20 protein-coding genes are annotated in these 25,532 nt (G+C 55.8%); 17 read left to right on the top strand and 3 right to left on the bottom strand.

The genetic code is table 11. From position 1 onward, the window contains the following. Nucleotides 1-55: 55 nt before the first annotated feature. A complete protein-coding gene (gene acrD, locus FDX14_RS08480) occupies nucleotides 56-3,169 on the bottom strand; it encodes a multidrug efflux RND transporter permease AcrD (protein ID WP_137349339.1) in 3,114 nt (1,037 codons plus the stop codon). A gap of 184 nt (nucleotides 3,170-3,353) precedes the next feature. After that, complete coding sequence (narQ, locus tag FDX14_RS08475) at nucleotides 3,354-5,051, bottom strand: nitrate/nitrite two-component system sensor histidine kinase NarQ (RefSeq protein WP_042306886.1); 1,698 nt, start codon at nucleotides 5,049-5,051, stop codon at nucleotides 3,354-3,356. Nucleotides 5,052-5,314: 263 nt separating this feature from the next. Here narQ and aegA point away from each other — a divergent pair, with 263 nt between their 5' ends. The 3 genes from aegA (at nucleotide 5,315) to FDX14_RS08460 (ending at nucleotide 9,193) form a co-directional block, all read left to right on the top strand. Then, complete coding sequence (gene aegA, locus FDX14_RS08470; RefSeq protein WP_137349338.1) at nucleotides 5,315-7,294, top strand: formate-dependent uric acid utilization protein AegA; 1,980 nt, start codon at nucleotides 5,315-5,317, stop codon at nucleotides 7,292-7,294. A 156-nt stretch (nucleotides 7,295-7,450) separates the two neighbouring features. Continuing rightward, on the top strand, nucleotides 7,451-8,026 hold the full coding sequence (nudK, locus tag FDX14_RS08465; RefSeq protein ID WP_137349337.1) for a GDP-mannose pyrophosphatase NudK: 576 nt from the start codon (nucleotides 7,451-7,453) through the stop codon (nucleotides 8,024-8,026). Nucleotides 8,027-8,149: 123 nt separating this feature from the next. Next, on the top strand, nucleotides 8,150-9,193 hold the full coding sequence (locus FDX14_RS08460; RefSeq protein WP_137349336.1) for a DUF1176 domain-containing protein: 1,044 nt from the start codon (nucleotides 8,150-8,152) through the stop codon (nucleotides 9,191-9,193). Here FDX14_RS08460 and tkt read toward each other — a convergent pair. Continuing rightward, nucleotides 9,183-11,177, bottom strand: coding sequence for a transketolase (gene tkt / locus FDX14_RS08455; RefSeq protein ID WP_137349335.1), 1,995 nt, complete (start codon nucleotides 11,175-11,177; stop codon nucleotides 9,183-9,185). The two genes, FDX14_RS08460 and tkt, sit on opposite strands and share 11 nt — an antisense overlap. 279 nt (nucleotides 11,178-11,456) lie before the next feature. On the opposite strand from tkt, the gene maeB reads away from it, so the two are divergent. From maeB to eutB, 14 genes are all read left to right on the top strand, one after another. Further along, entirely contained in the window at nucleotides 11,457-13,736 is a 2,280-nt protein-coding gene (maeB, locus tag FDX14_RS08450) for an NADP-dependent oxaloacetate-decarboxylating malate dehydrogenase (protein WP_137349334.1), read from the top strand. 159 nt (nucleotides 13,737-13,895) lie between these two features. Further along, nucleotides 13,896-14,231, top strand: a complete 336-nt coding sequence (eutS, locus tag FDX14_RS08445) for an ethanolamine utilization microcompartment protein EutS (protein ID WP_003037995.1) — start codon at nucleotides 13,896-13,898, stop codon at nucleotides 14,229-14,231. 12 nt (nucleotides 14,232-14,243) lie between these two features. Next, the gene (gene eutP, locus FDX14_RS08440) at nucleotides 14,244-14,723 is read left to right on the top strand and encodes an ethanolamine utilization acetate kinase EutP (protein WP_003037998.1); all 480 of its coding nucleotides are present in this window, start codon (nucleotides 14,244-14,246) and stop codon (nucleotides 14,721-14,723) included. Then, nucleotides 14,701-15,405 (top strand): ethanolamine utilization acetate kinase EutQ, encoded by a 705-nt coding sequence (gene eutQ, locus FDX14_RS08435; protein WP_042306897.1) that lies wholly within the window; start codon nucleotides 14,701-14,703, stop codon nucleotides 15,403-15,405. Before eutP ends, eutQ begins: the two co-directional genes overlap by 23 nt. Nucleotides 15,406-15,414: 9 nt before the next feature. Next, complete coding sequence (eutT, locus tag FDX14_RS08430) at nucleotides 15,415-16,218, top strand: ethanolamine utilization cob(I)yrinic acid a,c-diamide adenosyltransferase EutT (RefSeq protein WP_042306900.1); 804 nt, start codon at nucleotides 15,415-15,417, stop codon at nucleotides 16,216-16,218. Beyond that, complete coding sequence (pta, locus tag FDX14_RS08425; protein ID WP_137349333.1) at nucleotides 16,215-17,231, top strand: phosphate acetyltransferase; 1,017 nt, start codon at nucleotides 16,215-16,217, stop codon at nucleotides 17,229-17,231. Before eutT ends, pta begins: the two co-directional genes overlap by 4 nt. Before the next feature lie 36 nt (nucleotides 17,232-17,267). Continuing rightward, complete coding sequence (gene eutM / locus FDX14_RS08420; protein ID WP_003835054.1) at nucleotides 17,268-17,561, top strand: ethanolamine utilization microcompartment protein EutM; 294 nt, start codon at nucleotides 17,268-17,270, stop codon at nucleotides 17,559-17,561. A gap of 114 nt (nucleotides 17,562-17,675) precedes the next feature. Further along, nucleotides 17,676-17,963, top strand: coding sequence for an ethanolamine utilization microcompartment protein EutN (gene eutN, locus FDX14_RS08415; protein ID WP_003038011.1), 288 nt, complete (start codon nucleotides 17,676-17,678; stop codon nucleotides 17,961-17,963). An 11-nt stretch (nucleotides 17,964-17,974) separates the two neighbouring features. After that, nucleotides 17,975-19,378, top strand: coding sequence for an aldehyde dehydrogenase family protein (locus FDX14_RS08410; RefSeq protein ID WP_042306904.1), 1,404 nt, complete (start codon nucleotides 17,975-17,977; stop codon nucleotides 19,376-19,378). A gap of 12 nt (nucleotides 19,379-19,390) precedes the next feature. Next, entirely contained in the window at nucleotides 19,391-20,230 is an 840-nt protein-coding gene (eutJ, locus tag FDX14_RS08405; protein ID WP_038642530.1) for an ethanolamine utilization protein EutJ, read from the top strand. Further along, the gene (eutG, locus tag FDX14_RS08400; RefSeq protein WP_042306907.1) at nucleotides 20,220-21,407 is read left to right on the top strand and encodes an ethanolamine utilization ethanol dehydrogenase EutG; all 1,188 of its coding nucleotides are present in this window, start codon (nucleotides 20,220-20,222) and stop codon (nucleotides 21,405-21,407) included. Before eutJ ends, eutG begins: the two co-directional genes overlap by 11 nt. Before the next feature lie 119 nt (nucleotides 21,408-21,526). Further along, nucleotides 21,527-22,759, top strand: coding sequence for an ethanolamine utilization protein EutH (gene eutH / locus FDX14_RS08395; protein ID WP_042306909.1), 1,233 nt, complete (start codon nucleotides 21,527-21,529; stop codon nucleotides 22,757-22,759). Beyond that, nucleotides 22,756-24,159, top strand: a complete 1,404-nt coding sequence (eutA, locus tag FDX14_RS08390) for an ethanolamine ammonia-lyase reactivating factor EutA (protein ID WP_042306911.1) — start codon at nucleotides 22,756-22,758, stop codon at nucleotides 24,157-24,159. Before eutH ends, eutA begins: the two co-directional genes overlap by 4 nt. Before the next feature lie 11 nt (nucleotides 24,160-24,170). Then, nucleotides 24,171-25,532 carry an ethanolamine ammonia-lyase subunit alpha gene (eutB, locus tag FDX14_RS08385; RefSeq protein WP_003038029.1) on the top strand — a complete coding sequence of 454 codons (1,362 nt, stop codon included), beginning with the start codon at nucleotides 24,171-24,173 and terminating at the stop codon, nucleotides 25,530-25,532.

Below are 25,532 nucleotides of genomic sequence, written 5' to 3'. Positions count from 1 at the left end.
TCCTGCAAAGGATAAAAAAAGGCGACTCAACGTAAGTCGCCTTTTTTGTGTCCGATTATTCTGGGCGTGGCTTCAATGGGAAGCGTCGGCGGACCAGCACAAAAAACAGGGGGACGAAGTAAATTGCCAGGATTGTGGCTGAAATCATCCCGCCCATTACGCCGGTCCCCACTGCATGTTGACCGCCGGAACCCGCGCCATTGCTGATGGCCATCGGCAACACCCCAAAGATAAACGCCAGCGACGTCATCAGAATCGGGCGTAAGCGCTGGCGACAGGCATGCAGCGTGGCTTCGAGCAGATCGTGTCCTTTCTCGTTCATCTCATTGGCGAATTCAACAATCAATATCGCGTTCTTCGCTGAAAGACCGATAACGGTTAATAACCCGACCTGGAAATAGACATCGTTTTCCAGACCGCGCATCCAGGTGGCCAGCAGCGCGCCAATTACCCCCAGCGGAACGACCAGCATGACGGAGAAGGGCACCGACCAGCTTTCGTACAGTGCCGCCAGGCACAGGAACACTACCAGCAGAGAAATGGCGTACAGGGCAGGTGCCTGAGAACCAGACAGTCGTTCCTGATAAGACATTGCCGTCCATTCGAGGCCAAATCCGGTCGGCAACTGTCGCACCAGCGACTCCATCACGTCCATTGCCGTACCGGTACTGACGCCGGGCGCGGCTTCACCGACAATCTCGACGGCAGAATAGCCGTTATAACGCTCCAGACGCGGTGAGCCGGTTTCCCAGCGCGAGGTGGCAAAGGCTGAGAAAGGCACCATGCCGCCGCTATTATTGCGGACGTACCACAAGTTGATGTCGTCCGGGAGCATGCGGTACTTCGCCGCCGCCTGGACGTAAACTTTCTTCACGCGACCGCGATCCATAAAGTCATTAACGTAGCTGGAGCCCCAGGCCGTTTGCAATGTATCGTTGATGTCGTCAATGGACACGCCCAGCGCCTGGGCTTTGCGCTGATCGATATCAATTTGCAATTGTGGACTGTCGTCGAGTCCGTTATGACGAACGCGGGTCAGGGACGCGTCTTTCCCGGCCAGCTCAATCAGCTTGTCGCGTGCGGCCATTAACGCGTCATGACCCGCGCCGGCGTGATCCTGCAGTTCCATATCAAAACCAGCCGAACTGCCGAGGCCGCTAATGGCCGGAGGGCTGCTGGCGAAGACGCGAGCCTCTTTAATCTTATTAAACGCTTTGGTCGCGCGTTCGATGATGGCGAAGGAGGTCCCGGTGGTGGCGTCACGCTCATCCCAGTCTTTTAAACGCACGAACATACGCGCCACGTTTTGTCCGTTCCCGCCGGGGCCGGATCCTACCGTGGAAAAGACTGACATGATGTTGTCTTTTTCGTGGGTGAAGTAATACTTCTCTACTTCTTCTACCACTTTCAACGTTTGTTGTTGGGTGGAGCCGCTGGGGAGCTGTATCGAGGTGGTAAACATGCCGCGGTCTTCCAGCGGCAGGAAGGAAGTCGGCAGACGCAGGAACAGGAAGACCATACCGCCGAGCAGCAGACCGTAGATCAGGATCCAGCGCAGGCTGCGATGCAGGATCCGGGCAACGCCTTTTTCGTAGCGTTCGGCATTGCGGTTAAACATGCGGTTAAACCAACCGAAGAAACCGGTTTGCCCGTGATGTTCGCCTTTATGCAGCGGTTTGAGTAGCGTGGCGCACAAGGCGGGGGTGAGAATCATCGCCACCAGAACGGACAGCACCATCGCGGAAACAATGGTAATCGAGAACTGGCGGTAAATAGCCCCGGTAGTGCCGCCGAAGAAGGCCATCGGGATAAACACCGCCGACAGCACCATGGCGATACCGACCAGCGCGCCCTGGATTTGCCCCATCGATTTCCGCGTCGCTTCACGCGGCGTGAGGCCTTCCTCACTCATAATTCGTTCTACGTTTTCCACTACCACAATGGCGTCATCCACCAGCAGACCGATCGCCAGCACCATCGCAAACATAGTTAACGTGTTCACGCTATAGCCAAAGGCGTAGAGCACGGAGAAGGTGCCCATCAGCACGACGGGAACGGCGATAGTGGGAATCAGCGTGGCGCGGAAGTTTTGCAGGAACAGGTACATGACCAAAAATACCAGCGCGATCGCTTCCAGCAGGGTTTTTACCACGTCGATGATTGAGGCTTTTACGAAGGAGGTAGTTTCATACGCCACCTTATATTCCAGCCCGTGCGGAAAGTATTGCGACAGTTCGTTCAGACGGTTAATGACCAGCGTTGCCGTCGCCATTTCATTGGCGCCGGAGGCCAGTTTCACGCCCAGACCCGAGGCGGGATTCCCGTTAAAGCGGCTGAGGTAATCATACTTCTCAGCCCCCATTTCGACCGTCGCCACATCGCCCAGTTTAACTTCTGAACCGTCCTGGTTAACGCGTAGCGTAATATCGCGGAATTGATCCGGAGTCTGCAGCAGCGACTGGGCATTAATCGTCGCATTCAGCGCTTGTTTGTCCACTGAAGGCGTGCCGCCAAGCTGTCCGACAGCAATCTGCGCATTCTGTGACTCGATGGCGTCGGTCACATCTTTGGCGGTCATCTGGAAGCTGTTAAGTTTGGCCGGGTCGAGCCAGATACGCATGGAGTATTGTGAGCCGTAGGCATCGATATCCCCCACGCCGTTTATACGGCTGAGCGGATCCTGAATATTACTCGCGACGTAATCGGCGATGTCTTGCTTATCCATGGAGCCATCGGTAGAGACGAAGGCGATGGTCAGAATATTTGTGTCCCCGGTTTTACGCACCGTGACCCCTTGATCCTGTACCGCCTGCGGCAACTTACGCATTGCCGATTGCAGCTGGTTTTGCACCTGCTGTACGGCTTCATCAGGATCGGTCCCGGCGACAAAGCTCAGCGTAACCGTCGCCTGGCCTGTCCCGCTGCTTTGTGATGACATGTACATCAGATTATCGAGACCAGTCATATTCTGCTCGATGACCTGGGTCACGGTGTTTTCCAGCGTTTGTGCAGATGCGCCAGGATAGTTGGCGGTTACCCGCACGTTGGGCGGGGCCAGATCGGGATATTGCTCAACGGGTAGTGAAAAAATAGCCAGGGCTCCTGTCAGGCACAACAGGATAGCTAACACCCAGGCAAAAATGGGGCGATCGATGAAAAAATTCGCCATTAAAAGGGGACCTCGTGTTTCTGCGTATCGTTATGGGTATGACTTGCTTCACTTTAGCGGCAAGGTACGAGCCAAACGTGGAGAAAAAAAGAAGATAATGTAAATTATCATGCCCGTTTACAGCATACCTTTTGTGCCAGCGCCGCCAGGCCTGGATCCAGGCCTGCAAGCGCTTTGCGGTTCTTTACGTTAGCCCACTGTCGGAGTCAGCCGAACGAAAACTGATGCTTACCAGCGTTCCCCCGCCGGAGGGCTGCGAGAAGGTCAGCGTGCCGCTGAGTCTTTCCGCTCGCTCACGCATAATATTTAATCCATAGTGCCCGGTAGGCTCATGCGGTTCGCCAATGCCGATGCCGTTATCGCGGACATACACCGTATGATTGCCATCCGGCGCGGTGACGCAACTGACGGCAATTTCGGTTGCGTTAGCATGTTTAATCGCGTTCAGCACCGCTTCACGAACAATTTGCAACAGATGCACCTGCATTTGCGCATCCAGCGCCAGCGTAGGTAACCGACAATCGAGTGTGAGTTTAGCTGTGGTCTGATTTTGCAGCGTTTCCAGCATTTCATGCAGGGCGGAGGGTAAATCGGCCTGCTGTAAGGTCAGACGGAAGGTGGTCAGCAGCTCGCGCAATTGACGATAGGCATCATTCAGCGCCTGAGAGAAATCCGCCATAATGCTTTGCGCCGGAGCGTTATCCTCTGGAATCGAGCGCTTCAGCAGCGTGAGCTGAATGCGTAAATAAGAGAGCACCTGCGCCAGCGAGTCATGCAGTTCGCGTGCAATGGTCGCGCGCTCTTCCATTAATAACAGCTGCTGAAAATGTTTTTGCGCCTGGTTGAAGTACAACCCGCGTCCCAGCATTGATGATACGCTGTTGAGCAGCGGGGTCGAGGCATTGACGTTTGGACTTTGCCAGTGCAGTTCGCCGTAGACGGTTTCCTGCATCGTGACCGGCAGGATTTGCATTGGCAGCTCGGGGCTTTTGGTCCCTTCGCTAATCCGCCAGTTATCGCCGACGGTGAGTTCCAGGAAATACGCGGCGTCATGTTCGCGGACAATCTGTAAAATATGGCGGAAACAGTACACATCAATCTGACTGGTGTTGAGCGCCTGAGAGCACTGATACAGCACCTCCAGGCGGCGATTAGCTTCGTGGAGATCGTGGGTTTTCTCTGCGACCGAGGCTTCCAGCGAGCGGTACAGCTTGTGCAACTCACTCGACATCTGGCTAAAGGTCTTGCCCAGCAGCCCCAGTTCGTTGGGTAAACCGGTATCCAGCGGCGGGATATCAAACTGACCGTGCTCAATGTGCTGGCTGGCCATTACCAGCTTATTTAGCGGCCGCACCACCTGCTGGCGAATGCGCCGCAGGGTAAAGAAAACCAAAGTGAATATGCCGATCCCGCCAGCCAGCGAAATACCAAAAACCAGCATCACTTTGCGTTCGGCGTAATGTTGCAGCGCCAGTACGAAGAGATCGATTTGATCGACATAGTTGTTGATATTAGCCTGGTACCATTTTAAATCGCCATCGATCAGACGGGCGTTCATTTCCAGCCAGTTTGCATGCAGTCGTCCATAGCGACTTTTCACCGCTTGCGGTACATACCACGCATTCAGATTTTGCAATGCCGACGAGTTTAGCGCCTGCTGGAAAAGTTGGCGGTGAGCGTTGAGCTGCGGGCTTTGGCTTTGCAGATCGTAACCCAGACGGTAGCTTTGCATGCGCAATGAGCCAGCAACGTTGATGGCTTCAGCATCCCGCAAGCTGCTGGTCAGCGTGAGCAGCGCAATACCCGTTGAGAGAATCGACAACAGCACGATGTAGAAAAAAGCCTTGGCCAGACTGGCCGAGACCGGACGCTTTACCGTCACTTGTGCATCCTCACACACTACACGTCGCGCCTTGATTCAGCCCGAACGATGCGGTGTAGTTGATAAATGTTAATAAAACGCCATGAAACTGGATGGTAACTGAAACACAATTTCATATGCGATGAAATAAATTGATCTGCCACAGGTTCTGGATAAATAGTTGTGCTTCCTGGGCAAATGAACATTGCCGCTTCCTTCCGTGTCGGTTAATAACAACAGTCATATAAAGAATAAGGTTTTTGCAACCAAAAAAGAAGGAAGCCATGAATCGTTTTATTATGGTCAATAGCCAGCAGTGCCTGGGTTGCCATGCCTGTGAGGTCGCCTGCGTCATGGCTCACAATGGCGAGCAGCATGTCCTGAGCCCGCGGCATTTTCAGCCCCGAATTACCGTCATCAAGCATCAGCAACAACGCAGTGCGGTGACCTGCCACCACTGTGAAGATGCGCCCTGCGCCAGAAGTTGCCCAAATGGGGCAATCAGCCATGAAAACGACAGCGTGCAGGTGAACCCGCAAAAATGTATTGGCTGCAAATCGTGCGTCGTGGCTTGTCCCTTTGGCACGATGCAGATCGTACTCACTCCCGTGGCTAAAGGAAAGGTGAAAGCGACAGCGCATAAATGCGACTTATGTCAGGGGCGTGAAGAGGGGCCCGCCTGCGTGGAAAACTGTCCGGCACAGGCGTTACAGTTGGTGACGGAAAACGCGCTTACCGGTCTGTCAAAAGCGCGCAGACTGCGTACAGCCAGTCTGGAGAGTCAGCCCTGGCACAGTAGCGCTACCGATTTTGTTCAGGTTGCCATCACCAAACGTGAGCAAATGCAGGCGACGCCTGCGCGTGGTGAGCCGGACAAGCTGGCGATTGAAGCCCGTAAAACCAGCTTTGAAGAGATCTATCTGCCGTTTCGTACGGCGCAGGCGGAACGGGAAGCATCCCGCTGTCTGAAATGCGGCGACCACAGTATTTGCGAATGGACCTGCCCACTGCATAACCATATTCCGCAGTGGATAGAACTGGTCAAAGCCGGGAACATTGACGCGGCGGTTGAGCTTTCTCATCAGACCAACTGTCTGCCGGAAGTGACCGGGCGCGTGTGTCCCCAGGATCGGCTCTGCGAAGGGGCATGTACGGTGCGTAACGAGCATGGCGCGGTGACTATCGGTAATATTGAGCGTTATATTTCTGATCGGGCGCTGAGTAAAGGTTGGCGACCGGACTTAAGCCACGTACAGAAAGTGGATAAGCGCGTCGCGATTATCGGCGCGGGTCCGGCGGGCCTGGCCTGTGCGGATGTGTTAGCGCGAAACGGCGTTAGCGCCACCGTGTACGATCGCCATCCTGAAATCGGCGGTTTGCTGACGTTTGGCATACCGGCCTTCAAGCTCGACAAAACGCTGCTGGCGCGTCGCCGTGAAATCTTCAGCGCCATGGGTATTCATTTCGAACTTAACTGCGAAGTGGGCAAGGATGTGGCGCTGGCGACGCTGCTGGAAGAGTACGATGCCGTGTTTGTGGGCGTGGGGACCTATCGTTCCATGAAGGCGGACCTGCCGAATGAAGACGCGCCTGGTGTTTATGATGCGCTGCCGTTCCTGATTGCCAACACGAAACAGGTGATGGGGCTGGATGAACTGCCTGAAGAACCGTTTATTGATACCGCCGGGCTGAACGTGGTTGTCCTGGGCGGAGGCGATACGGCAATGGACTGCGTTCGCACTGCGCTGCGTCACGGCGCAAGTCAGGTAACCTGCGCCTATCGTCGTGATGAAGCCAACATGCCGGGTTCGAAAAAAGAGGTAAAAAACGCGCGTGAAGAGGGGGCGAACTTTGAGTTTAACGTCCAGCCGGTTGAACTGGTGTTGAATGCCGATGGACGAGTCAGCGGCGTGCGTTTCTTACGTACCCAGCTTGGCGAGCCGGACGCGAATGGGCGTCGACGTCCGGTGCCGATCGCCGGGAGTGAGTTTGTTATGCCCGCAGACGCGGTGATCATGGCGTTTGGTTTCCACCCGCACGGTATGCCGTGGCTGGAGACGCATGGCGTTAAGGTCGATAACTGGGGACGCATTGCCGCCAACGTTGAGAGCGCGTACCGTTATCAAACCAGTAATCCGAAAATTTTTGCCGGCGGAGATGCGGTACGCGGTGCGGACCTGGTGGTCACGGCGATGGCCGAAGGGCGGCATGCTGCCCAAGGGATCGTTGACTGGCTGGGCGTAAAATCAGTCAAATCTCATTAATCGGCGAGTAGGCCGGATAAAACGCGTTAGCGTTGCCATCCGGCAATGTGCCGCATGCATGCCTGATGGCGCTTTGCTTATCAGGCCTACATTGTTCCAAGACAAACCCGGTTTCACGGCGTAGTATTATTTTTCACTTCTCGCCGTGGAGCCGGTATGTCGCAAAAAATTACCCTCATCAAAGATAAAGTCCTTTCTGATAACTACTTCATCCTGCGCAATATCACCTATGACCTGACCCGAAGTAATGGGGAGGTGATTCGTCACAAACGCGAGGTTTACGATCGCGGCAACGGTGCGACTATTCTGTTGTATAACGCTGAGAAAAAAAACGTGGTGCTCATCCGTCAGTTCCGCGTCGCGACCTGGGTCAACGGTAACGAAGACGGCCAACTGATTGAAACCTGCGCCGGGCTACTGGATAACGACGAACCGGAAGCGTGTATTCGTAAAGAGGCGATTGAAGAGACCGGCTATGAAGTGGGTGAAGTGCGTAAACTGTTCGAACTCTACATGTCGCCGGGTGGCGTAACGGAGCTGATCCATTTCTTTATCGCGCAATACAGCGACAGTCAGCGGGCAAACGCAGGCGGCGGTGTTGAAGATGAAGATATTGAGGTTCTGGAGCTACCGTTCACGCAGGCACTGGAAATGATTAAAACGGGTGAGATCCGTGACGGCAAAACGGTGCTGTTGTTGAACTACCTGCAGTCGTCGCACCTTATGGATTAACCTCCAGTATTAATATTTCTTTACAAATAGACGGCCAATCCGACGATTCTTATTGAGCCACATCAGTCGCGCAAGGAAGATACCGCTTAGGCTGTGTGTTTTGATTTCGGGGTTGTACCGTCCATGCGCTATCGCGTCATTTTCCTTTTCCTGCTCGGGCTGCTACCCGTTCGTTTGCTGTGGGCCGCGCCCGCGCAGCAGGCTTTTTCTGATTGGCAGGTGACGTGTAACAACCAGAATTTTTGCGTGGCGCGCAATACCGGAGAACATCACGGCCTGGTCATGACCCTCAGCCGCAGCGCTGGGGCGCACACCGATGCGGTGTTGCGTATTGAACTGGGAGGGCTGGAGCCTTCCCATGTTAAAGAGAGCGAAATTTCGCCGCGTCTGTTGCTGGATGGCGCCCCGCTTGCGCTTAGCGATGATCACTGGCGTATTACGCCCTGGCAACTGATGACCGATGATCCGGCCACTATTAGCGCATTTTTACAAACTGTACAGGACGCGAAGGCAATAACCCTGCAAAAAGGCGCGCAAAATCTTTCACTGATCGGATTAAAAGCCGCATTGCTGTTTATCGATGCCCAGCAAAAACGCGTGGGGAGCGAAACCGCCTGGATCGAAAAAGGTGATGAGCCGCCGCTCAGCGTACCGCCAGCCCCGGCCCTGAAAGGTGTGGCTGTCATTAACCCAACGCCAACGCCCTTAACGCAACAAGAGCGCAGTGAGCTGCTGGATTATGGTAACTGGCGCATCAATGGTATTCGCTGCTCGATCGATCCACTGCGTCGCGAGATGCGCGTCACGGCCCTGACGGATGATAAAGCGCTACTGATGATCGGCTGCGAAGCTGGGGCGTATAACACTATCGATCTGGCGTGGATTGTTTCGCGCGCAAAACCGTTAACCTCCAGTGCCGTACGTTTGAGTCTCCCTTTTAAAACGGATGCCGAAAGTCGGGATATGGAGCTGACCAACGCCACGTTTGACGAGAAGTCGCGAGAACTGGTTACCCTCGCCAAAGGGCGAGGGTTGGCAGATTGCGGTATCCAGACGCGTTGGCGCTATGATGGACAGCGGTTTCGCCTGGCGCGTTATGCCCAGGAACCAAGTTGCGATAACTGGCATGGACCAGATGCCTGGCCCACATTGTGGATCACGCGTTAAGCACTTTATGCGCTTTGGCGACGATGTTATCCACCGTAAAGCCGAAGAACGGGAACAACTTATCTGCCGGAGCCGATTCTCCATAACCGGTCATGCCGACAATTGCCCCTTTTAGACCGACATATTTGTACCAGTAATCGGCAATGCCTGCTTCCACCGCCACTCGCGCGCTGACGTTTGCCGGTAAGACTGATTCCCGGTACGCTTCATCCTGAGCGTCAAAAATATCGGTTGAGGGCAGAGAAACCACGCGCACGTTACGACCTTCACCGGTCAGTTTTTCCGCCGCCAGCAGCGTAATTTCCATTTCTGAACCGGTCGCAATCAAAATAACATCCGGTTTACCGCCGCTGTCCTTCAGCACATATCCTCCGCGGGCAATCTGCTGCACCTGTTCAGGCGTTCGCTCAACCTGCGCCAGATTTTGTCTGGAGAGGATTAGCGCCGTTGGCCCGTCATGGCGTTCGACCGCCAGCTTCCAGCCTACTGCCGCCTCAACCTGATCGCACGGTCGCCAGGTGCTGAAATTAGGTGTCAGACGCAGGCTGGCGAGCTGTTCGACGGCCTGGTGCGTAGGACCATCCTCCCCCAGACCAATCGAGTCGTGGGTATAAACCATGATTTGTCTGGCCTTCATCAGCGCCGCCATGCGTGCGGCATTACGGGCATATTCGACAAACATCAGGAACGTGGCGGTGTACGGCACAAAGCCTCCGTGATGGGCGATACCGTTAGCAATCGCGGTCATGCCAAACTCCCGCACGCCATAGTGGATGTAATTTCCGGCTGGATCCTCTTTAAGCGACGTAGATCCTTTCCAAATGGTCAGGTTGCTCGGCGCCAGATCCGCCGAGCCGCCAAGCAGCTCAGGCAGAATCGGCCCGTAGGCGTTCAGGGTATTTTGCGAGGCCTTACGGGTGGCGATTTTGGCCGGATTTGCCTGTAAGTCGGTAATGTACTTCTGGGTTGTTTCTTCCCACTGTTTCGGTAGCCCGCCGCTCATTCGACGGGTAAATTCAGCCGCCAGCTCCGGGTGTGCTTGTTGATACGCCGCGAATTTCTCATTCCAGGCCTGTTGCGCTTTCTTACCTTTTTCCCGTGCATCCCACGCCCGGTAAATCTCTTTGGGGATCTCAAAAGCAGGATGGTGCCACCCCAGCTTCTGTCGGGTTAGCGCCACTTCTTCTTCACCCAGCGCGGCGCCGTGCGCTTCTTCTTTCCCGGCTTTATTCGGTGAGCCAAAACCAATCACCGTGCGGCAGATAATCAGCGACGGCTTATCGGTAACAGCCTGCGCTTCCTGAATCGCTTTTTTCACCGCCTCAGGATCATGACCATCAATCTCATGCACCACATGCCAGTGATAGGCCTCAAAGCGTTTTGCGGTATCGTCGGTAAACCAGCCGTCGGTTTCGCCATCAATCGAGATGCCGTTGTGATCGTAGAAGCCGATCAGTTTGCCCAGTCCCAGGGTTCCCGCCAGGGAACAAACCTCGTGGGAAATCCCCTCCATCAGGCAGCCGTCGCCCATAAACACCCAGGTATAGTGGTTAACAATCTCATGATCCGGCTGGTTAAATTGCGCAGCCAGCGTGCGTTCGGCAATCGCCAGGCCAACCGCGTTGGCTAAACCCTGACCCAGCGGGCCGGTGGTGGTTTCCACGCCCGGCGTGTAGCCGATTTCCGGATGCCCTGGCGTCTTGGAATGCAGTTGGCGGAAGTTCTTCAACTCCTCTAACGGCAAATCGTAGCCGGAAAGATGCAGCAGACTGTAAAGCAGCATTGAAGCGTGACCATTGGACAGAATAAATCGGTCACGATCGTACCAGGTGGGATCGGTCGGGTTATGGCGGAGGAAATCATTCCACAGTACTTCGGCGATATCGGCCATACCCATTGGTGCGCCGGGGTGGCCTGAGTTAGCTTTTTGTACGGCATCCATACTTAGCGCACGAATGGCATTGGCAAGCTCTTTACGGGTCATAGGAAATACTCCTTGAAAAGTAAAGCGTTAGATGCGTGTGTTAATTCACACTTTTGGGAAAATTGCGGGCTGCACACGCAAAAAGCATAGCAGACAAGCATGGCATTGCTGGATTAAGCAGGTAACATGGCTGTTATAAGTTGATAACAAATTCTTTCTTTGAATGGCGAGAGTTTGGGGACCTTCAAAGTTTGGGCCGCTGACTGAGGTGATAATGTGCGGTTCGTAGCATGGTTACCCGCGCCACTTTTTTGATCGACACGTGAAAGGAACAACAAGATGGATGACCAGTTAAAACAAAGCGCCCTCGATTTCCACGAATTTCCAGTACCAGGTAAAATTCAGGTTTCTCCGACCAAGCCTCTTGCAACACAGCGCGATCTTGCTCTGGCCTACTCGCCAGGCGTTGCAGCGCCGTGTCTGGAAATTGAAAAGGACCCGCTGGCGGCCTACAAATACACCGCGCGCGGCAACCTGGTTGCGGTTATCTCCAACGGTACCGCGGTGCTGGGCCTGGGCAATATCGGCGCACTGGCTGGCAAACCGGTGATGGAAGGTAAAGGCGTTCTGTTTAAGAAATTCGCCGGGATTGACGTGTTCGATATCGAAGTGGATGAGCTCGATCCGGATAAATTTATCAATGTCGTGGCGGCTCTGGAGCCAACATTTGGCGGCATCAACCTCGAAGATATCAAAGCGCCGGAGTGCTTCTACATTGAGCAAAAACTGCGCGAGCGCATGAATATTCCGGTATTCCATGATGATCAGCACGGCACGGCGATCATCAGCACCGCCGCAATTCTGAACGGTCTGCGGGTGGTGGAGAAGAACATCTCTGACGTATGCATGGTGGTGTCCGGCGCAGGTGCGGCGGCGATTGCCTGTATGAACCTGCTGGTGGCGCTGGGGATGCAGAAACACAATATTGTGGTCTGCGACTCCAAAGGCGTGATTTACAAAGACCGCGAACCGAACATGGCGGAGACCAAAGCGGCTTACGCGGTAGTGGATGATGGTAAACGTACGCTGGATGACGTGATTGACGGCGCAGACATTTTCCTCGGCTGTTCTGGCCCGAAAGTGCTGACCCAGGAAATGGTCAAGAAGATGGCGCGTGCGCCAATGATCCTGGCACTCGCTAACCCGGAACCGGAAATCCTGCCGCCGCTGGCAAAAGAGGTGCGTTCCGACGCCATCATTTGCACCGGTCGTTCCGACTACCCGAACCAGGTTAACAACGTCCTGTGCTTCCCGTTCATCTTCCGCGGTGCGCTGGATGTCGGCGCTACCGCCATCAACGAAGAGATGAAACTGGCTGCAGTACACGCGATTGCTGAGCTGGCGCACGCCGAGCAGAGCGAGGTGGTGGCCTCTGCCTATGGCGACCAGGATCTGAGCTTTGGCCCGGAATACATCATTCCGAAACCGTTCGACCCACGTCTGATCGTCAAAATCGCCCCAGCGGTAGCAAAAGCGGCGATGGACTCCGGTGTGGCGACGCGTCCGATTGCTGACTTTGACGCTTATATCGATAAGCTGACTGAATTTGTCTACAAAACCAACCTGTTCATGAAGCCGATTTTCTCCCAGGCACGTAAAGCGCCGAAGCGCGTGGTGCTGACGGAAGGGGAAGAGGCGCGTGTGCTGCATGCGACTCAGGAGCTGATCACCTTAGGTCTGGCGAAGCCGATCCTGATTGGTCGTCCGAGCGTGATCGAAATGCGTATCCAGAAACTGGGGCTGCAGATCAAAGCCGGTGTCGATTTTGAAATCGTTAATAATGAGTCCGATCCGCGCTTTAAAGAGTACTGGAGCGAGTACTACCAGATCATGAAGCGCCGTGGTATTACCCAGGAGCAGGCGCAGCGTGCGGTGATTGCCAATACCACGGTGATCGGTGCGATCATGGTGCAGCGCGGTGAAGCGGATGCAATGATCTGCGGTACGATTGGCGACTATCATGAGCACTTCAGCGTAGTTAAAGAGGTGTTTGGTTACCGCGAAGGCGTGCATACGGCCGGAGCGATGAACGCTTTGCTGCTGCCAAGCGGTAACACCTTTATCGCCGACACCTACGTCAACGATGACCCTACGCCGGAGCAACTGGCTGAAATCGCCGTGATGGCGGCAGAAACCGTACGTCGCTTTGGTATTGAACCGAAGGTGGCATTACTGTCGCATTCCAACTTTGGCTCATCAAACTGTCCGTCGGCCAGCAAAATGCGTGAAGCACTGGCGCTGATTAAGGCGCGTGCGCCAGAATTGATGATTGACGGTGAAATGCACGGTGATGCCGCGCTGGTGGAAAGTATCCGTAATGACCGTATGCCGGACAGCCCGTTGAAAGGCTCAGCGAATATTCTGGTGATGCCGAATATGGAGGCTGCTCGTATTAGTTACAACTTACTACGTGTTTCCAGCTCCGAAGGCGTAACGGTCGGCCCAGTGCTGATGGGGGTAGCGAAACCGGTTCACGTATTAACGCAGATCGCCTCTGTTCGTCGTATCGTTAATATGGTGGCGCTGGCCGTTGTAGAAGCTCAAACACAGCCGCTGTAATTTCACTTTAATTATTTCTGGCGCGGGTACCTCCCGCGCCTTTTTATTTTCCTTTTCTTAGTGATCCACTTCACCTTTTAAACCTGGTTGCCGAATTTTGTTATTTACTCTGACAAAAAATTGCCACGATGAGGGCAGTTTTAGCGGAGGCGGTGAGCAATGGAAAAAGAACGCATCATTCAGGAATTTGTGCCGGGGAAACAGGTCACGCTGGCGCATCTCATTGCGCACCCAGGCGAAGAACTGGCGAAAAAGATCGGCGTTCCCGAAGCGGGCGCTATCGGCATTATGACGCTGACGCCAGGCGAAACCGCGATGATAGCCGGTGATTTAGCCATGAAAGCGGCGGATGTACATATTGGCTTTCTCGATAGATTCAGCGGGGCACTGGTGATTTATGGCTCGGTAGGCGCGGTAGAAGAAGCGTTATTACAGACGGTGAGCGGTCTGGGTCGGTTATTAAATTTCACGTTGTGCAACCTGACAAAAAGTTAATCAGAGGCGGCGATGAAACGTATTGCGTTTGTCGGTACGGTGGGCGCGGGGAAAACAACGCTCTTTAATGCGCTACAGGGGAATTATTCCCTCGCCAGAAAAACACAGGCCGTTGAGTTTAATGAAAATGGCGATATCGATACGCCAGGAGAATATTTTAGCCATCCGCGCTGGTACCACGCCTTAATTACCACGCTGCAGGATGTCGATACGTTGATTTATATACACGCGGCAAATGATAAAGAAAGTCGCTTACCTGCCGGGCTGTTGGATATCGGCGCCAGTAAACGACAAATCGCCGTTATCAGCAAAACGGACATGCCGGATGCCGACGTCGCCGCAACGCGACAACTACTTCGCGGGATGGGGTTTCAGGAGCCGATTTTCGAGCTCAATAGCCATGACCCGCGCAGCGTGCAGCACCTGGTGGATTATCTGACTGAGCTCAGCCAAAAGGAGGAAAGGGCAGGTGAAAAAACTCATCACAGCTAACGATATTCGTGCGGCCCACGCACGCGGCGAACAGGAAATGTCGGTTGTTCTGCGCGCCAGCATCATCACCCCGGAGGCACGCGAAGTGGCGGAGCTGCTGGGTGTCACTATCCGTGAATGCGACGAATCCGCGCCAACTGCCGCCGCTGTAGCACCGGCTGCGGTGGATGATGGCAAAACGGAGAGCCAGCGCATTCGTGAAACCATCATTGCGCAATTGCCCGAAGGACAATTTACCGAAAGCCTGGTCGCGCAGCTGATGGACAAAGTCATGAAGGAGAAACAGTCGCTGGAGCAGGGCGGAATGCAGCCGAGCTTTAAATCGGTCACCGGCAAAGGCGGCGTCAAAGTCATCGACGGTAGCAGCGTGAAGTTTGGGCGTTTTGACGGCGCACAACCACACTGCGTTGGCTTAACCGATCTGGTGACCGACCAGGACGGTAGCAGCATGGCCGCCGGGTTCATGCAGTGGGATAACGCCTTTTTCCCATGGACGCTGAACTACGACGAAATCGACATGATTCTGGAAGGCGAGCTGCACGTTCGCCACGAAGGTGAAACCATGATTGCTAAAGCCGGGGACGTCATGTTTATCCCGAAAGGCTCCAGCATTGAATTTGGTACGCCATCGACGGTGAAGTTTCTGTATGTGGCCTGGCCTGCGAACTGGCAGTCCTGCTAAGGCGGATGTATGAAGGATTTCATTACCGAAGCATGGCTCAGAGCGAATCATACGCTCAGCGAGGGGGCTGAAATTCATCTCCCCGCTGATGCTCGCCTGACGCCGTCTGCCCGGGAATTACTGGAAAGCCGACATCTGCGCATTAAGTTTATCGACGAGCAGGGCAGCCTGTTTATTGATGACGAACAACAGCAGCCGCAGCCGGTGCATGGTTTAACCAGCAGCGATACCCATCCACAGGCCAGCTGCGAACTGTGTCATCAACCGGTGGCGAAGAAACCAGACACGCTGACGCATCTGACGGCTGACAAGATGGTGGCCAAAAGTGATCCACGTCTGGGATTTCGCGCCGCGCTGGACAGCACCATCGCGCTGGCCGTGTGGTTGCAGATCGAGCTGGCGGAACCGTGGCAGCCGTGGCTGGCGGATATCCGTTCGCGTCTGGGCAATATTATGCGTGCCGACGCTATGGATGAGCCGCTGGCCGCACAAGCTATCGTCGGTTTGAGCGACGAAGATTTACACCGGCTTTCACATCATCCGCTGCGCTATCTGGATCACGATCATCTGGTGCCTGAGGCCAGCCACGGACGTGATTGCGCGCTGCTGAATCTGCTGCGTACCAAAGTCCGTGAAACGGAGACGGTGGCGGCTCAGGTCTTCATTACCCGCAGTTTTGAAGTTATACGACCGGACATCATGCAGGCGCTCAATCGCCTTTCCAGTACGGTCTACGTGATGATGATTCTGAGCGTGGCGAAACATCCGCTGACGGTTAGCCAAATTCAACAACGACTGGGGGAGAAGCCATGATCATCGAACGTGCTCGTCAACTCGCCCAGCAAGCCCCTGCTCGGGTGGTGTTCCCGGATGCGCTGGATGTCCGGGTGCTGAAAGCGGCGAATTATTTGCATCAGCACGGTCTGGCGCACCCCATTCTCGTCGCCAGCCCATTTGCCTTGCGCCAGTTTGCTCTCAGCCATCGGGTGGCGCTGGATGGTATTCAGGTTATCGATCCGCAAAGCAATCTGGCAATGCGCGAAGAGTTTGCGCTGCGCTGGCTGGCCCGCGCGGGAGATAAAACGCCTGCGGATGCGCTGGAAAAACTTAACGATCCGCTGATGTTCGCCGCGGCAATGGTCAGCGCGGGGAAAGCTGACGTTTGTATTGCTGGCAATCTGTCGTCAACAGCAAACGTGCTGCGCGCCGGGTTACGCATTATTGGGCTACAGCCGGGCTGTAAAACGCTGTCGTCGATTTTTCTGATGCTGCCGCAGTATCTCGGACCGTCATTAGGCTTTGCCGATTGCAGCGTCGTACCCCAGCCCACCGCTGCACAGCTGGCGGATATTGCGATTGCCAGCGCGCAGACCTGGCAGGCAATTACCGGTGAAGAGCCGCGCGTGGCCATGCTGTCGTTTTCAAGTAATGGCAGTGCCCGTCACCCCAACGTCGCTAACGTGCAGCAGGCGACCGAGATCGTTCGTGAACGTGCGCCGCAGCTTATCGTGGATGGTGAACTGCAATTTGATGCCGCCTTTGTTCCGGATGTCGCCGCGCAAAAAGCGCCTGCAAGTCCGTTAAAGGGTAATGCCAATGTGATGGTCTTCCCATCGCTTGAAGCAGGCAATATTGGTTACAAAATCGCCCAGCGTTTGGGAGGGTATCGTGCAGTCGGGCCACTGATCCAAGGGCTTGCCGCACCGCTTCATGACCTCTCTCGCGGCTGTAGCGTACAGGAAATTATCGAACTGGCGTTGGTGGCAGCAGTGCCGCGCCAGACTGACGTGAGTCGTGAAAACGCCTCACAAACACTGGTTGTTTAGGTCCCGTTCTGGACCCCTTAATGAGAGGAAAACACTATGGAAGCATTAGGAATGATTGAAACCCGGGGCCTGGTTGCACTGATTGAGGCTTCTGACGCAATGGTTAAAGCGGCACGCGTGAAACTGGTTGGCGTGAAGCAGATCGGTGGCGGTCTGGTCACTGCCATGGTCCGTGGCGACGTAGCGGCATGCAAAGCCGCAACGGACGCAGGTGCTGCGGCTGCACAGCGTATTGGCGAGCTGGTTTCCGTACATGTGATCCCGCGTCCACATGGCGATCTGGAAGAAGTGTTCCCGATCAGCTTTAAAGGCGACAGCAACGACATGTAAGTCGTCCATGTGACGCCACAGACTGTATTGCTGGCGTCACCCTCTCTCCTTTTCACATTACCTTCTGCGGAGGGTAGGGGGAGGTTTTACCTGAAATATGCCACGGAGGCGCGTATGAAACTGGCAATCGTCACAGGACAAATTGTTTGTACCGTACGCCATCAGGGGCTCGCGCACGACAAGTTGCTGATGGTGGAAATGATTGATGCCCAGGGTAACCCCGACGGGCAATGTGCTGTTGCTATCGACAGCATCGGGGCGGGAACCGGAGAGTGGGTGCTGCTGGTCAGCGGAAGCTCAGCCCGTCAGGCGCACCGTAACGAATCATCACCTGTCGATCTGTGCGTGATTGGCATTGTCGATGAAGTGGTGGCAGGTGGTCAGGTGATCTTCCATAAATAAGGCAGAAAATCATGAATCAACAGGATATTGAACAGGTCGTGAAAGCGGTACTGCTGAAAATGAAAGACAGCAGCCAACCCGTCAGTGCCGTTCAAGAAATGGGCGTTTTTGCCTCCCTGGATGACGCAGTGGCGGCAGCAAAACTGGCCCAGCAAGGGCTGAAAAGCGTTGCCATGCGCCAACTGGCTATCACGGCGCTACGTGAGGCGGGCGAAAAGCACGCCAGAGAATTAGCGGAACTTGCCGTCACAGAAACCGGCATGGGACGCGTTGAGGATAAATTTGCCAAAAACGTGGCGCAGGCACGCGGCACGCCGGGAGTGGAATGTCTGTCTCCACAGGTCCTGACCGGCGATAACGGCCTGACGCTGATTGAAAATGCGCCGTGGGGCGTGGTGGCCTCGGTGACACCGTCCACCAACCCGGCCGCAACCGTTATTAACAATGCCATTAGCCTGATCGCAGCTGGCAACAGCGTGGTCTTCGCGCCGCATCCGGCGGCGAAAAAAGTTTCTCAGCGCGCCATCACCCTGCTTAACCAGGCGGTGGTCGCTGCAGGCGGTCCGGCAAACCTGCTGGTCACCGTTGCCAATCCGGATATCGAAACCGCCCAGCGTCTGTTCAAGTACCCAGGCATCGGCCTGCTGGTCGTCACCGGTGGCGAAGCCGTAGTGGATGCCGCGCGTAAACACACCAACAAACGTTTGATTGCTGCCGGTGCGGGTAACCCGCCGGTGGTGGTGGATGAAACGGCCGACCTGGCACGCGCGGCGCAGTCGATCGTCAAAGGCGCGTCGTTTGACAACAACATTATCTGCGCCGACGAAAAAGTGCTGATTGTGGTCGACAGCGTCGCCGATGAGCTGATGCGTCTGATGGAAAGCCAGCATGCGGTGAAATTGACCGCGGCCCAAGCTGAACAGCTGCAACCAGTGCTGCTGAAAAATATCGATGAGCGCGGTAAAGGCACGGTCAGTCGTGACTGGGTAGGGCGCGACGCAGGAAAAATCGCTGCGGCGATTGGTCTGAACGTACCGGAGCAAACCCGGCTGTTATTCGTCGAAACCTCCGCGACGCATCCGTTTGCCGTCACCGAACTGATGATGCCGGTTCTGCCGGTCGTGCGGGTCGCTAACGTCGATGAAGCCATTGAACTGGCGGTCAAGCTTGAAGGCGGCTGCCACCATACGGCGGCGATGCACTCACGCAACATCGACAATATGAACCGCATGGCGAACGCCATTGATACCAGCATTTTCGTTAAGAACGGGCCGTGTATTGCCGGTCTGGGACTTGGCGGCGAAGGCTGGACCACGATGACCATTACCACGCCAACCGGGGAAGGGGTGACCAGCGCGCGTACGTTTGTGCGTCTGCGTCGCTGTGTGTTGGTGGACGCCTTCAGAATTGTATAAGGAGTAAAAGAGATGGCGCACGACGAACAACGTTGGCTGACACCCAGACTGCAAAAAGCAGCCACGCTATGCAACCAGACGCCTGCTGAGAGCGAATCACCGCTATGGTTGGGCGTTGATTTGGGGACGTGTGATGTGGTGTCGATGGTCGTCGACGGTGACGGGCAGCCGGTAGCGGTTTGCCTCGACTGGGCCGATGTCGTGCGCGATGGCATCGTCTGGGATTTCTTCGGCGCAGTAACCATTGTTCGTCGCCATCTCGATACGCTTGAACAACAGCTGGGTTGCCGCTTTACCCATGCGGCAACCTCGTTTCCACCGGGAACGGACCCACGAATCTCCATTAACGTGCTGGAGTCAGCCGGACTTGAAGTGAGTCATGTGCTCGACGAGCCGACCGCCGTGGCGGATCTGTTGCAGCTCGATAACGCTGGTGTGGTGGATATTGGTGGCGGTACCACCGGGATTGCCATTGTTAAACAGGGCAAAGTGACCTACTCCGCCGATGAAGCGACCGGTGGGCATCACATTTCTCTGACGCTGGCCGGTAACCGCCGTATCCAACTGGAAGAAGCCGAACAGTACAAACGTAGCAACGGTCAGGAAATCTGGCCGGTGGTTAAGCCGGTCTACGAAAAGATGGCGGAAATCGTGGCTCACCATATAGCCGGACAGGGCGTTACCGATTTATGGCTGGCCGGCGGTTCCTGCATGCAGCCGGGCGTGGATGAGCTGTTCCGTAAGCGCTTCCCGGAACTGCAGGTGCATTTACCCCAGCACAGCCTGTTTATGACCCCGCTGGCGATTGCCAACAGCGGAAAAGAAAAAGCGGAAGGAATCTATGCAAGCTGAATTGCAGACCGCGCTCTTTCAGGCATTCGACACCCTGAATCTGCAACGCGTAAAAACGTTTAGCGTCCCACCGGTCACCCTTTGCGGACTCGGAGCGCTCAGTACCTGCGGACAGGAAGCACAAACGCGCGGACTGACGCACATGTTTGTCATGGTAGACAGCTTCCTGCATCAGGCGGGAATGACCGCTGCGCTGGAACGCAGCCTGGCGATGAAAGGTGTGGCGATGACACTGTGGCCATGTCCGGTGGGCGAACCGTGCATTACGGATGTCTGCGCCGCGGTCGCGCAACTGCGTGAATCGAAGTGCGACGGCGTGGTGGCCTTTGGCGGTGGCTCTGTACTGGATGCCGCTAAAGCAGTGGCGTTGCTGGTGACTAATCCCACGCAGACCCTGGCTGACATGGATGAGCGCAGCGCGTTACGTCCGCGTTTGCCGCTGATTGCCGTACCAACTACCGCCGGAACGGGGTCGGAAACCACTAACGTCACGGTGATTATCGACGCCGCGACCGGACTTAAAAAAGTGCTGGCGCATGCGTCGTTGATGCCGGATGTGGCGATTCTTGACGCCGCGCTAACGGAAGGCGTACCCGCACACGTCACGGCGATGACCGGGATCGATGCGCTGACGCATGCCGTTGAAGCGTATAGCGCCCTGAACGCGACGCCGTTTACCGACAGCCTGGCGATTGGCGCGATTGCGATGATCGGCAAATCGCTGCCGAAGGCCGTTGGCTATGGGCAGGATCTGGCGGCGCGGGAAAGCATGCTGCTGGCCTCCTGTATGGCCGGGATGGCGTTTTCCAGCGCGGGGCTGGGCCTGTGCCATGCGATGGCCCACCAGCCGGGTGCGACGTTGCACATTCCGCACGGGCAGGCTAACGCCATGCTGCTGCCCACGGTAATGGGGTTCAACCGCATGGTGTGTCGCGAACGCTTCAGTCATATCGGACGGGCGTTAACCAACAAGAAGTCGGACGATCGCGATGCCATCAACGCCGTCAGCGAGCTGATTAGCGAAGTGGGCCAGACCAGACGGCTCTCCGACGTTGGGGCAAAGCCCGAGCATTACAGCGCATGGGCTGACGCCGCGCTGGAGGATATTTGTATTCGCAGTAACCCACGCACCGCCACACAGGCACAGATTATCGACCTGTACGTGGCTGCCGGGTAATGCCTGTAGGCCGGATAAGGTGCTCGCACCGCCATCCGGCAATAACACGGCGTTAATGCCGGAGGCGACGTAAACGTCTTATCCGGCCTACAAATCACAAATGACAGGGAGTAGGGGCTATGGGAATTAACGAAATCATCATGTACATCATGATGTTCTTTATGCTGATTGCCGCCGTGGACAGGATCCTGTCGCAGTTTGGCGGTTCAGCGCGCTTCCTCGGTAAGTTCGGTAAGAGTATTGAGGGATCGGGCGGTCAGTTTGAAGAAGGTTTTATGGCGATGGGCGCGTTGGGCCTGGCGATGGTCGGTATGACCGCGCTGGCACCGGTACTGGCGCATGTGCTCGGTCCGGTGATTATTCCGCTGTACGAAATGCTGGGCGCGAACCCGTCGATGTTTGCCGGAACGCTGCTGGCGTGCGACATGGGCGGCTTCTTCCTGGCAAAAGAACTGGCGGGCGGCGACGTTGCGGCGTGGTTGTACTCTGGCCTGATCCTTGGGGCGATGATGGGGCCGACGCTGGTTTTCTCCATTCCGGTTGCGCTGGGGATTATTGAACCGTCCGACCGTCGTTATCTGGCGTTGGGCGTGCTGGCCGGTATCGTCACCATTCCGATTGGTTGTATTGCGGGTGGTTTGATAGCGATGTACTCCGGCGTTGAAATCAACGGTCAGCCGGTGGAGTTCACCTTCGCGCTAATCCTGATGAACATGATCCCGGTGCTGATCGTGGCTGTGCTGGTGGCGCTGGGTCTGAAATTCATCCCGGAAAAAATGATCAACGGCTTCCAGATTTTCGCGAAATTCCTGGTGGCGCTGATCACCATCGGTCTGGCGGCGGCGGTCATCAAATTCCTGCTTGGTTGGGAGCTGATCCCGGGTCTGGACCCTATCTTCATGGCGCCGGGCGACAAGCCGGGTGAAGTGATGCGCGCCATCGAAGTTATCGGCTCTATCTCCTGTGTACTGCTCGGCGCGTACCCGATGGTGCTGCTGCTGACCCGCTGGTTTGAAAAACCGCTGATGAGCGTCGGTAACCTGTTAAAAGTCAATAACATTGCGGCTGCGGGCATGGTGGCGACACTGGCGAACAACATCCCAATGTTCGGCATGATGAAGAATATGGATACCCGCGGCAAAGTGATCAACTGCGCGTTTGCGGTCTCCGCGGCCTTCGCGCTGGGTGACCACTTAGGTTTCGCCGCTGCCAACATGAACGCCATGATCTTCCCGATGATTGTCGGCAAGCTGATTGGCGGCGTGACGGCGATTGGTGTGGCTATGCTGTTGGTACCGAAAGATGAAGATGTGCCAGCAGAAGTGGAAACCAACCCGGAGGCGCAATCGTGAACACTCGCCAGCTACTGAGCGTCGGTATCGATATCGGCACCACCACCACTCAGGTGATCTTCTCGCGCCTTGAGCTGGTTAACCGTGCGGCAGTGTCGCAGGTGCCGCGCTACGAATTCATCAAACGCGAAATTAGCTGGCAAAGCCCGGTGTTCTTCACCCCTGTTGATAAGCAGGGCGGGTTGAAAGAGGCTGAACTTAAGGCACTGATCCTTGCCCAGTATCAGGCGGCGGGCATCAAGCCTGAAGCTGTTGATTCCGGGGCGATCATCATCACCGGCGAAAGCGCCAAAACCCGCAACGCCCGCCCGGCGGTAATGACGCTCTCCCAGTCGCTGGGGGACTTCGTGGTTGCCAGCGCCGGTCCGCACCTGGAGTCGGTGATCGCCGGTCACGGTGCGGGCGCACAAACGCTGTCTGAGCAGAAGTTGTGCCGTGTACTGAATATCGACATCGGTGGCGGGACGTCGAACTATGTGTTGTTCGACGCCGGAAAGGTCAGCGGTTCGGCCTGCCTGAACGTCGGTGGGCGACTGCTGGAAACTGACGGTCAGGGGCGCGTGGTGCATGCGCATCAGCCGGGACAGATGATTGTCGATGACGTATTTGGTCCGGGCTTTGACGCCCGAACGCTCAACGCCTCACAACTGGTCCAGGTAGCAAGACGCATGGCGGCGCTGATTGTGGAGGTGATTGACGGCACGCTGTCACCGCTGGCGCAGGCGCTGATGCAAACCGGTCTGCTGCCAACTGGCGTGAAGCCGGAAGTGATTACGTTGTCCGGTGGGGTAGGTGAATGCTACCGCAACCAACCTGCCGATCCGTTCTGTTTTTCCGACATCGGACCGCTGCTCGCCACGGCGCTGCATGAGCATCCGCGTCTGCGTGAGATGAACGTGCAGTTCCCGGCGCAAACCGTGCGCGCCACGGTGATTGGCGCCGGGGCGCATACGCTGTCGCTTTCGGGCAGCACTATCTGGCTGGAAGGCGTGGCGCTTCCGCTGCGCAATCTGCCGGTGGCGATTCCGGTTGATGAGGCTGATTTGGTGACTGCCTGGCAACAGGCGTTGATGCAGCTCGATCTGGATCCGCAAACGGACGCCTACGTGCTGGCGCTGCCCGGTTCGCTACCGGTGCGCTACGCAGCGCTGTTAACGGTAATTGATGCGCTGCTGGCCTTTGTCGCGCGCTATCCGAATCCGCATCCCCTGCTGGTGGTAGCCGAGCAGGATTTTGGTAAAGCCCTGGGCATGCTGTTACGCCCACAGTTACAGCAACACCCGCTGGCGGTCATCGATGAGGTGGTTGTCCGGGCGGGGGACTATATCGACATTGGTACGCCTCTTTTTGGCGGATCGGTTGTGCCGGTGACGGTGAAATCACTCGCATTTCCTTCCTGAGGGAACGACTTATGAAACTAAAGACCACATTGTTCGGCAATGTTTATCAGTTTAAGGATGTTAAAGAGGTGCTGGCCAAAGCCAACGAACTGCGTTCGGGGGATGTGCTGGCAGGGGTAGCTGCAACCAGTTCGCAGGAACGCGTGGCGGCCAAGCAGGTGCTGTCGGAAATGACGGTAGCGGATATCCGTAATAACCCGGTGATTTCCTATGAAGAGGACTGCGTGACGCGTCTGATTCAGGATGACGTCAACGAAACGGCCTATAACCGCATCAAAAACTGGAGTATCAGCGAGCTGCGCGAGTACGTGCTGAGCGATGAAACCTCTGTTGATGACATTGCGTTTACGCGCAAAGGGTTAACGTCGGAAGTGGTCGCTGCGGTAGCAAAAATCTGCTCCAACGCGGACCTGATCTACGGCGGCAAGAAAATGCCGGTGATCAAAAAAGCTAACACCACTATCGGGCTGCCGGGCACCTTTAGCTGCCGTTTGCAGCCGAACGACACCCGTGACGACGTGCAGAGTATTGCGGCGCAAATCTATGAAGGGCTGTCTTTCGGAGCGGGCGATGCGGTGATCGGCGTAAACCCGGTAACGGATGACGTGGAAAACTTAAGCCGCGTGCTTGATACCGTGTACGGCGTTATCGATAAATTCAATATTCCGACCCAGGGCTGCGTACTGGCGCACGTTACCACCCAGATTGAAGCGATTCGTCGCGGCGCGCCGGGTGGATTGATCTTCCAGAGTATCTGCGGCAGCGAGAAAGGTTTAAAAGAGTTCGGCGTGGAGCTGGCAATGCTCGATGAAGCGCGCGCCGTAGGCGCTGAATTCAACCGTATCGCCGGGGAAAACTGCCTGTACTTCGAAACCGGACAAGGTTCTGCGCTCTCCGCTGGCGCTAACTTCGGCGCCGATCAGGTGACAATGGAAGCGCGTAACTACGGGCTGGCGCGGCACTACGATCCGTTCCTGGTGAACACCGTGGTGGGCTTTATCGGGCCAGAGTATCTCTACAACGACCGTCAGATTATTCGCGCGGGTCTGGAAGATCACTTTATGGGCAAGCTGAGCGGCATCTCGATGGGCTGCGACTGCTGCTACACCAACCATGCTGATGCTGACCAGAACCTTAACGAAAACCTGATGATTCTGCTCGCCACCGCTGGCTGCAACTACATCATGGGCATGCCGCTCGGTGACGACATCATGCTCAACTATCAGACCACCGCATTCCACGATACCGCGACCGTGCGCCAGTTGCTGAACCTGCGCCCGTCGCCGGAGTTTGAACGCTGGCTGGAAACCATGGGCATTATGGCAAACGGTCGCCTGACCAAACGGGCGGGCGATCCGTCACTGTTCTTCTGA

The sequence above is a fragment of the Citrobacter sp. wls710 genome, from assembly GCF_005281115.1.
Taxonomy (GTDB): domain Bacteria; phylum Pseudomonadota; class Gammaproteobacteria; order Enterobacterales; family Enterobacteriaceae; genus Citrobacter; species Citrobacter werkmanii.
Note: the sequence above shows the minus strand (reverse complement) of the source record. Positions and strands in the feature narration are given on the sequence as shown.

Bases quoted from the DNA above. Each gene is read 5' to 3' on its own strand.
- eutS (WP_003037995.1), top strand. From the start codon at position 13,896: ATGGAAAAAGAACGCATCATTCAGGAATTTGTGCCGGGGAAACAGGTC.
- eutJ (WP_038642530.1), top strand. From the start codon at position 19,391: ATGGCGCACGACGAACAACGTTGGCTGACACCCAGACTGCAAAAAGCA.
- tkt (WP_137349335.1), bottom strand. From the start codon at position 11,177: ATGACCCGTAAAGAGCTTGCCAATGCCATTCGTGCGCTAAGTATGGAT.
- aegA (WP_137349338.1), top strand. From the start codon at position 5,315: ATGAATCGTTTTATTATGGTCAATAGCCAGCAGTGCCTGGGTTGCCAT.
- eutP (WP_003037998.1), top strand. From the start codon at position 14,244: ATGAAACGTATTGCGTTTGTCGGTACGGTGGGCGCGGGGAAAACAACG.
- eutB (WP_003038029.1), top strand. From the start codon at position 24,171: ATGAAACTAAAGACCACATTGTTCGGCAATGTTTATCAGTTTAAGGAT.
- FDX14_RS08410 (WP_042306904.1), top strand. From the start codon at position 17,975: ATGAATCAACAGGATATTGAACAGGTCGTGAAAGCGGTACTGCTGAAA.
- FDX14_RS08460 (WP_137349336.1), top strand. From the start codon at position 8,150: ATGCGCTATCGCGTCATTTTCCTTTTCCTGCTCGGGCTGCTACCCGTT.
- maeB (WP_137349334.1), top strand. From the start codon at position 11,457: ATGGATGACCAGTTAAAACAAAGCGCCCTCGATTTCCACGAATTTCCA.
- acrD (WP_137349339.1), bottom strand. From the start codon at position 3,169: ATGGCGAATTTTTTCATCGATCGCCCCATTTTTGCCTGGGTGTTAGCT.
- eutT (WP_042306900.1), top strand. From the start codon at position 15,415: ATGAAGGATTTCATTACCGAAGCATGGCTCAGAGCGAATCATACGCTC.
- eutH (WP_042306909.1), top strand. From the start codon at position 21,527: ATGGGAATTAACGAAATCATCATGTACATCATGATGTTCTTTATGCTG.
- pta (WP_137349333.1), top strand. From the start codon at position 16,215: ATGATCATCGAACGTGCTCGTCAACTCGCCCAGCAAGCCCCTGCTCGG.
- eutG (WP_042306907.1), top strand. From the start codon at position 20,220: ATGCAAGCTGAATTGCAGACCGCGCTCTTTCAGGCATTCGACACCCTG.
- eutM (WP_003835054.1), top strand. From the start codon at position 17,268: ATGGAAGCATTAGGAATGATTGAAACCCGGGGCCTGGTTGCACTGATT.
- eutN (WP_003038011.1), top strand. From the start codon at position 17,676: ATGAAACTGGCAATCGTCACAGGACAAATTGTTTGTACCGTACGCCAT.
- nudK (WP_137349337.1), top strand. From the start codon at position 7,451: ATGTCGCAAAAAATTACCCTCATCAAAGATAAAGTCCTTTCTGATAAC.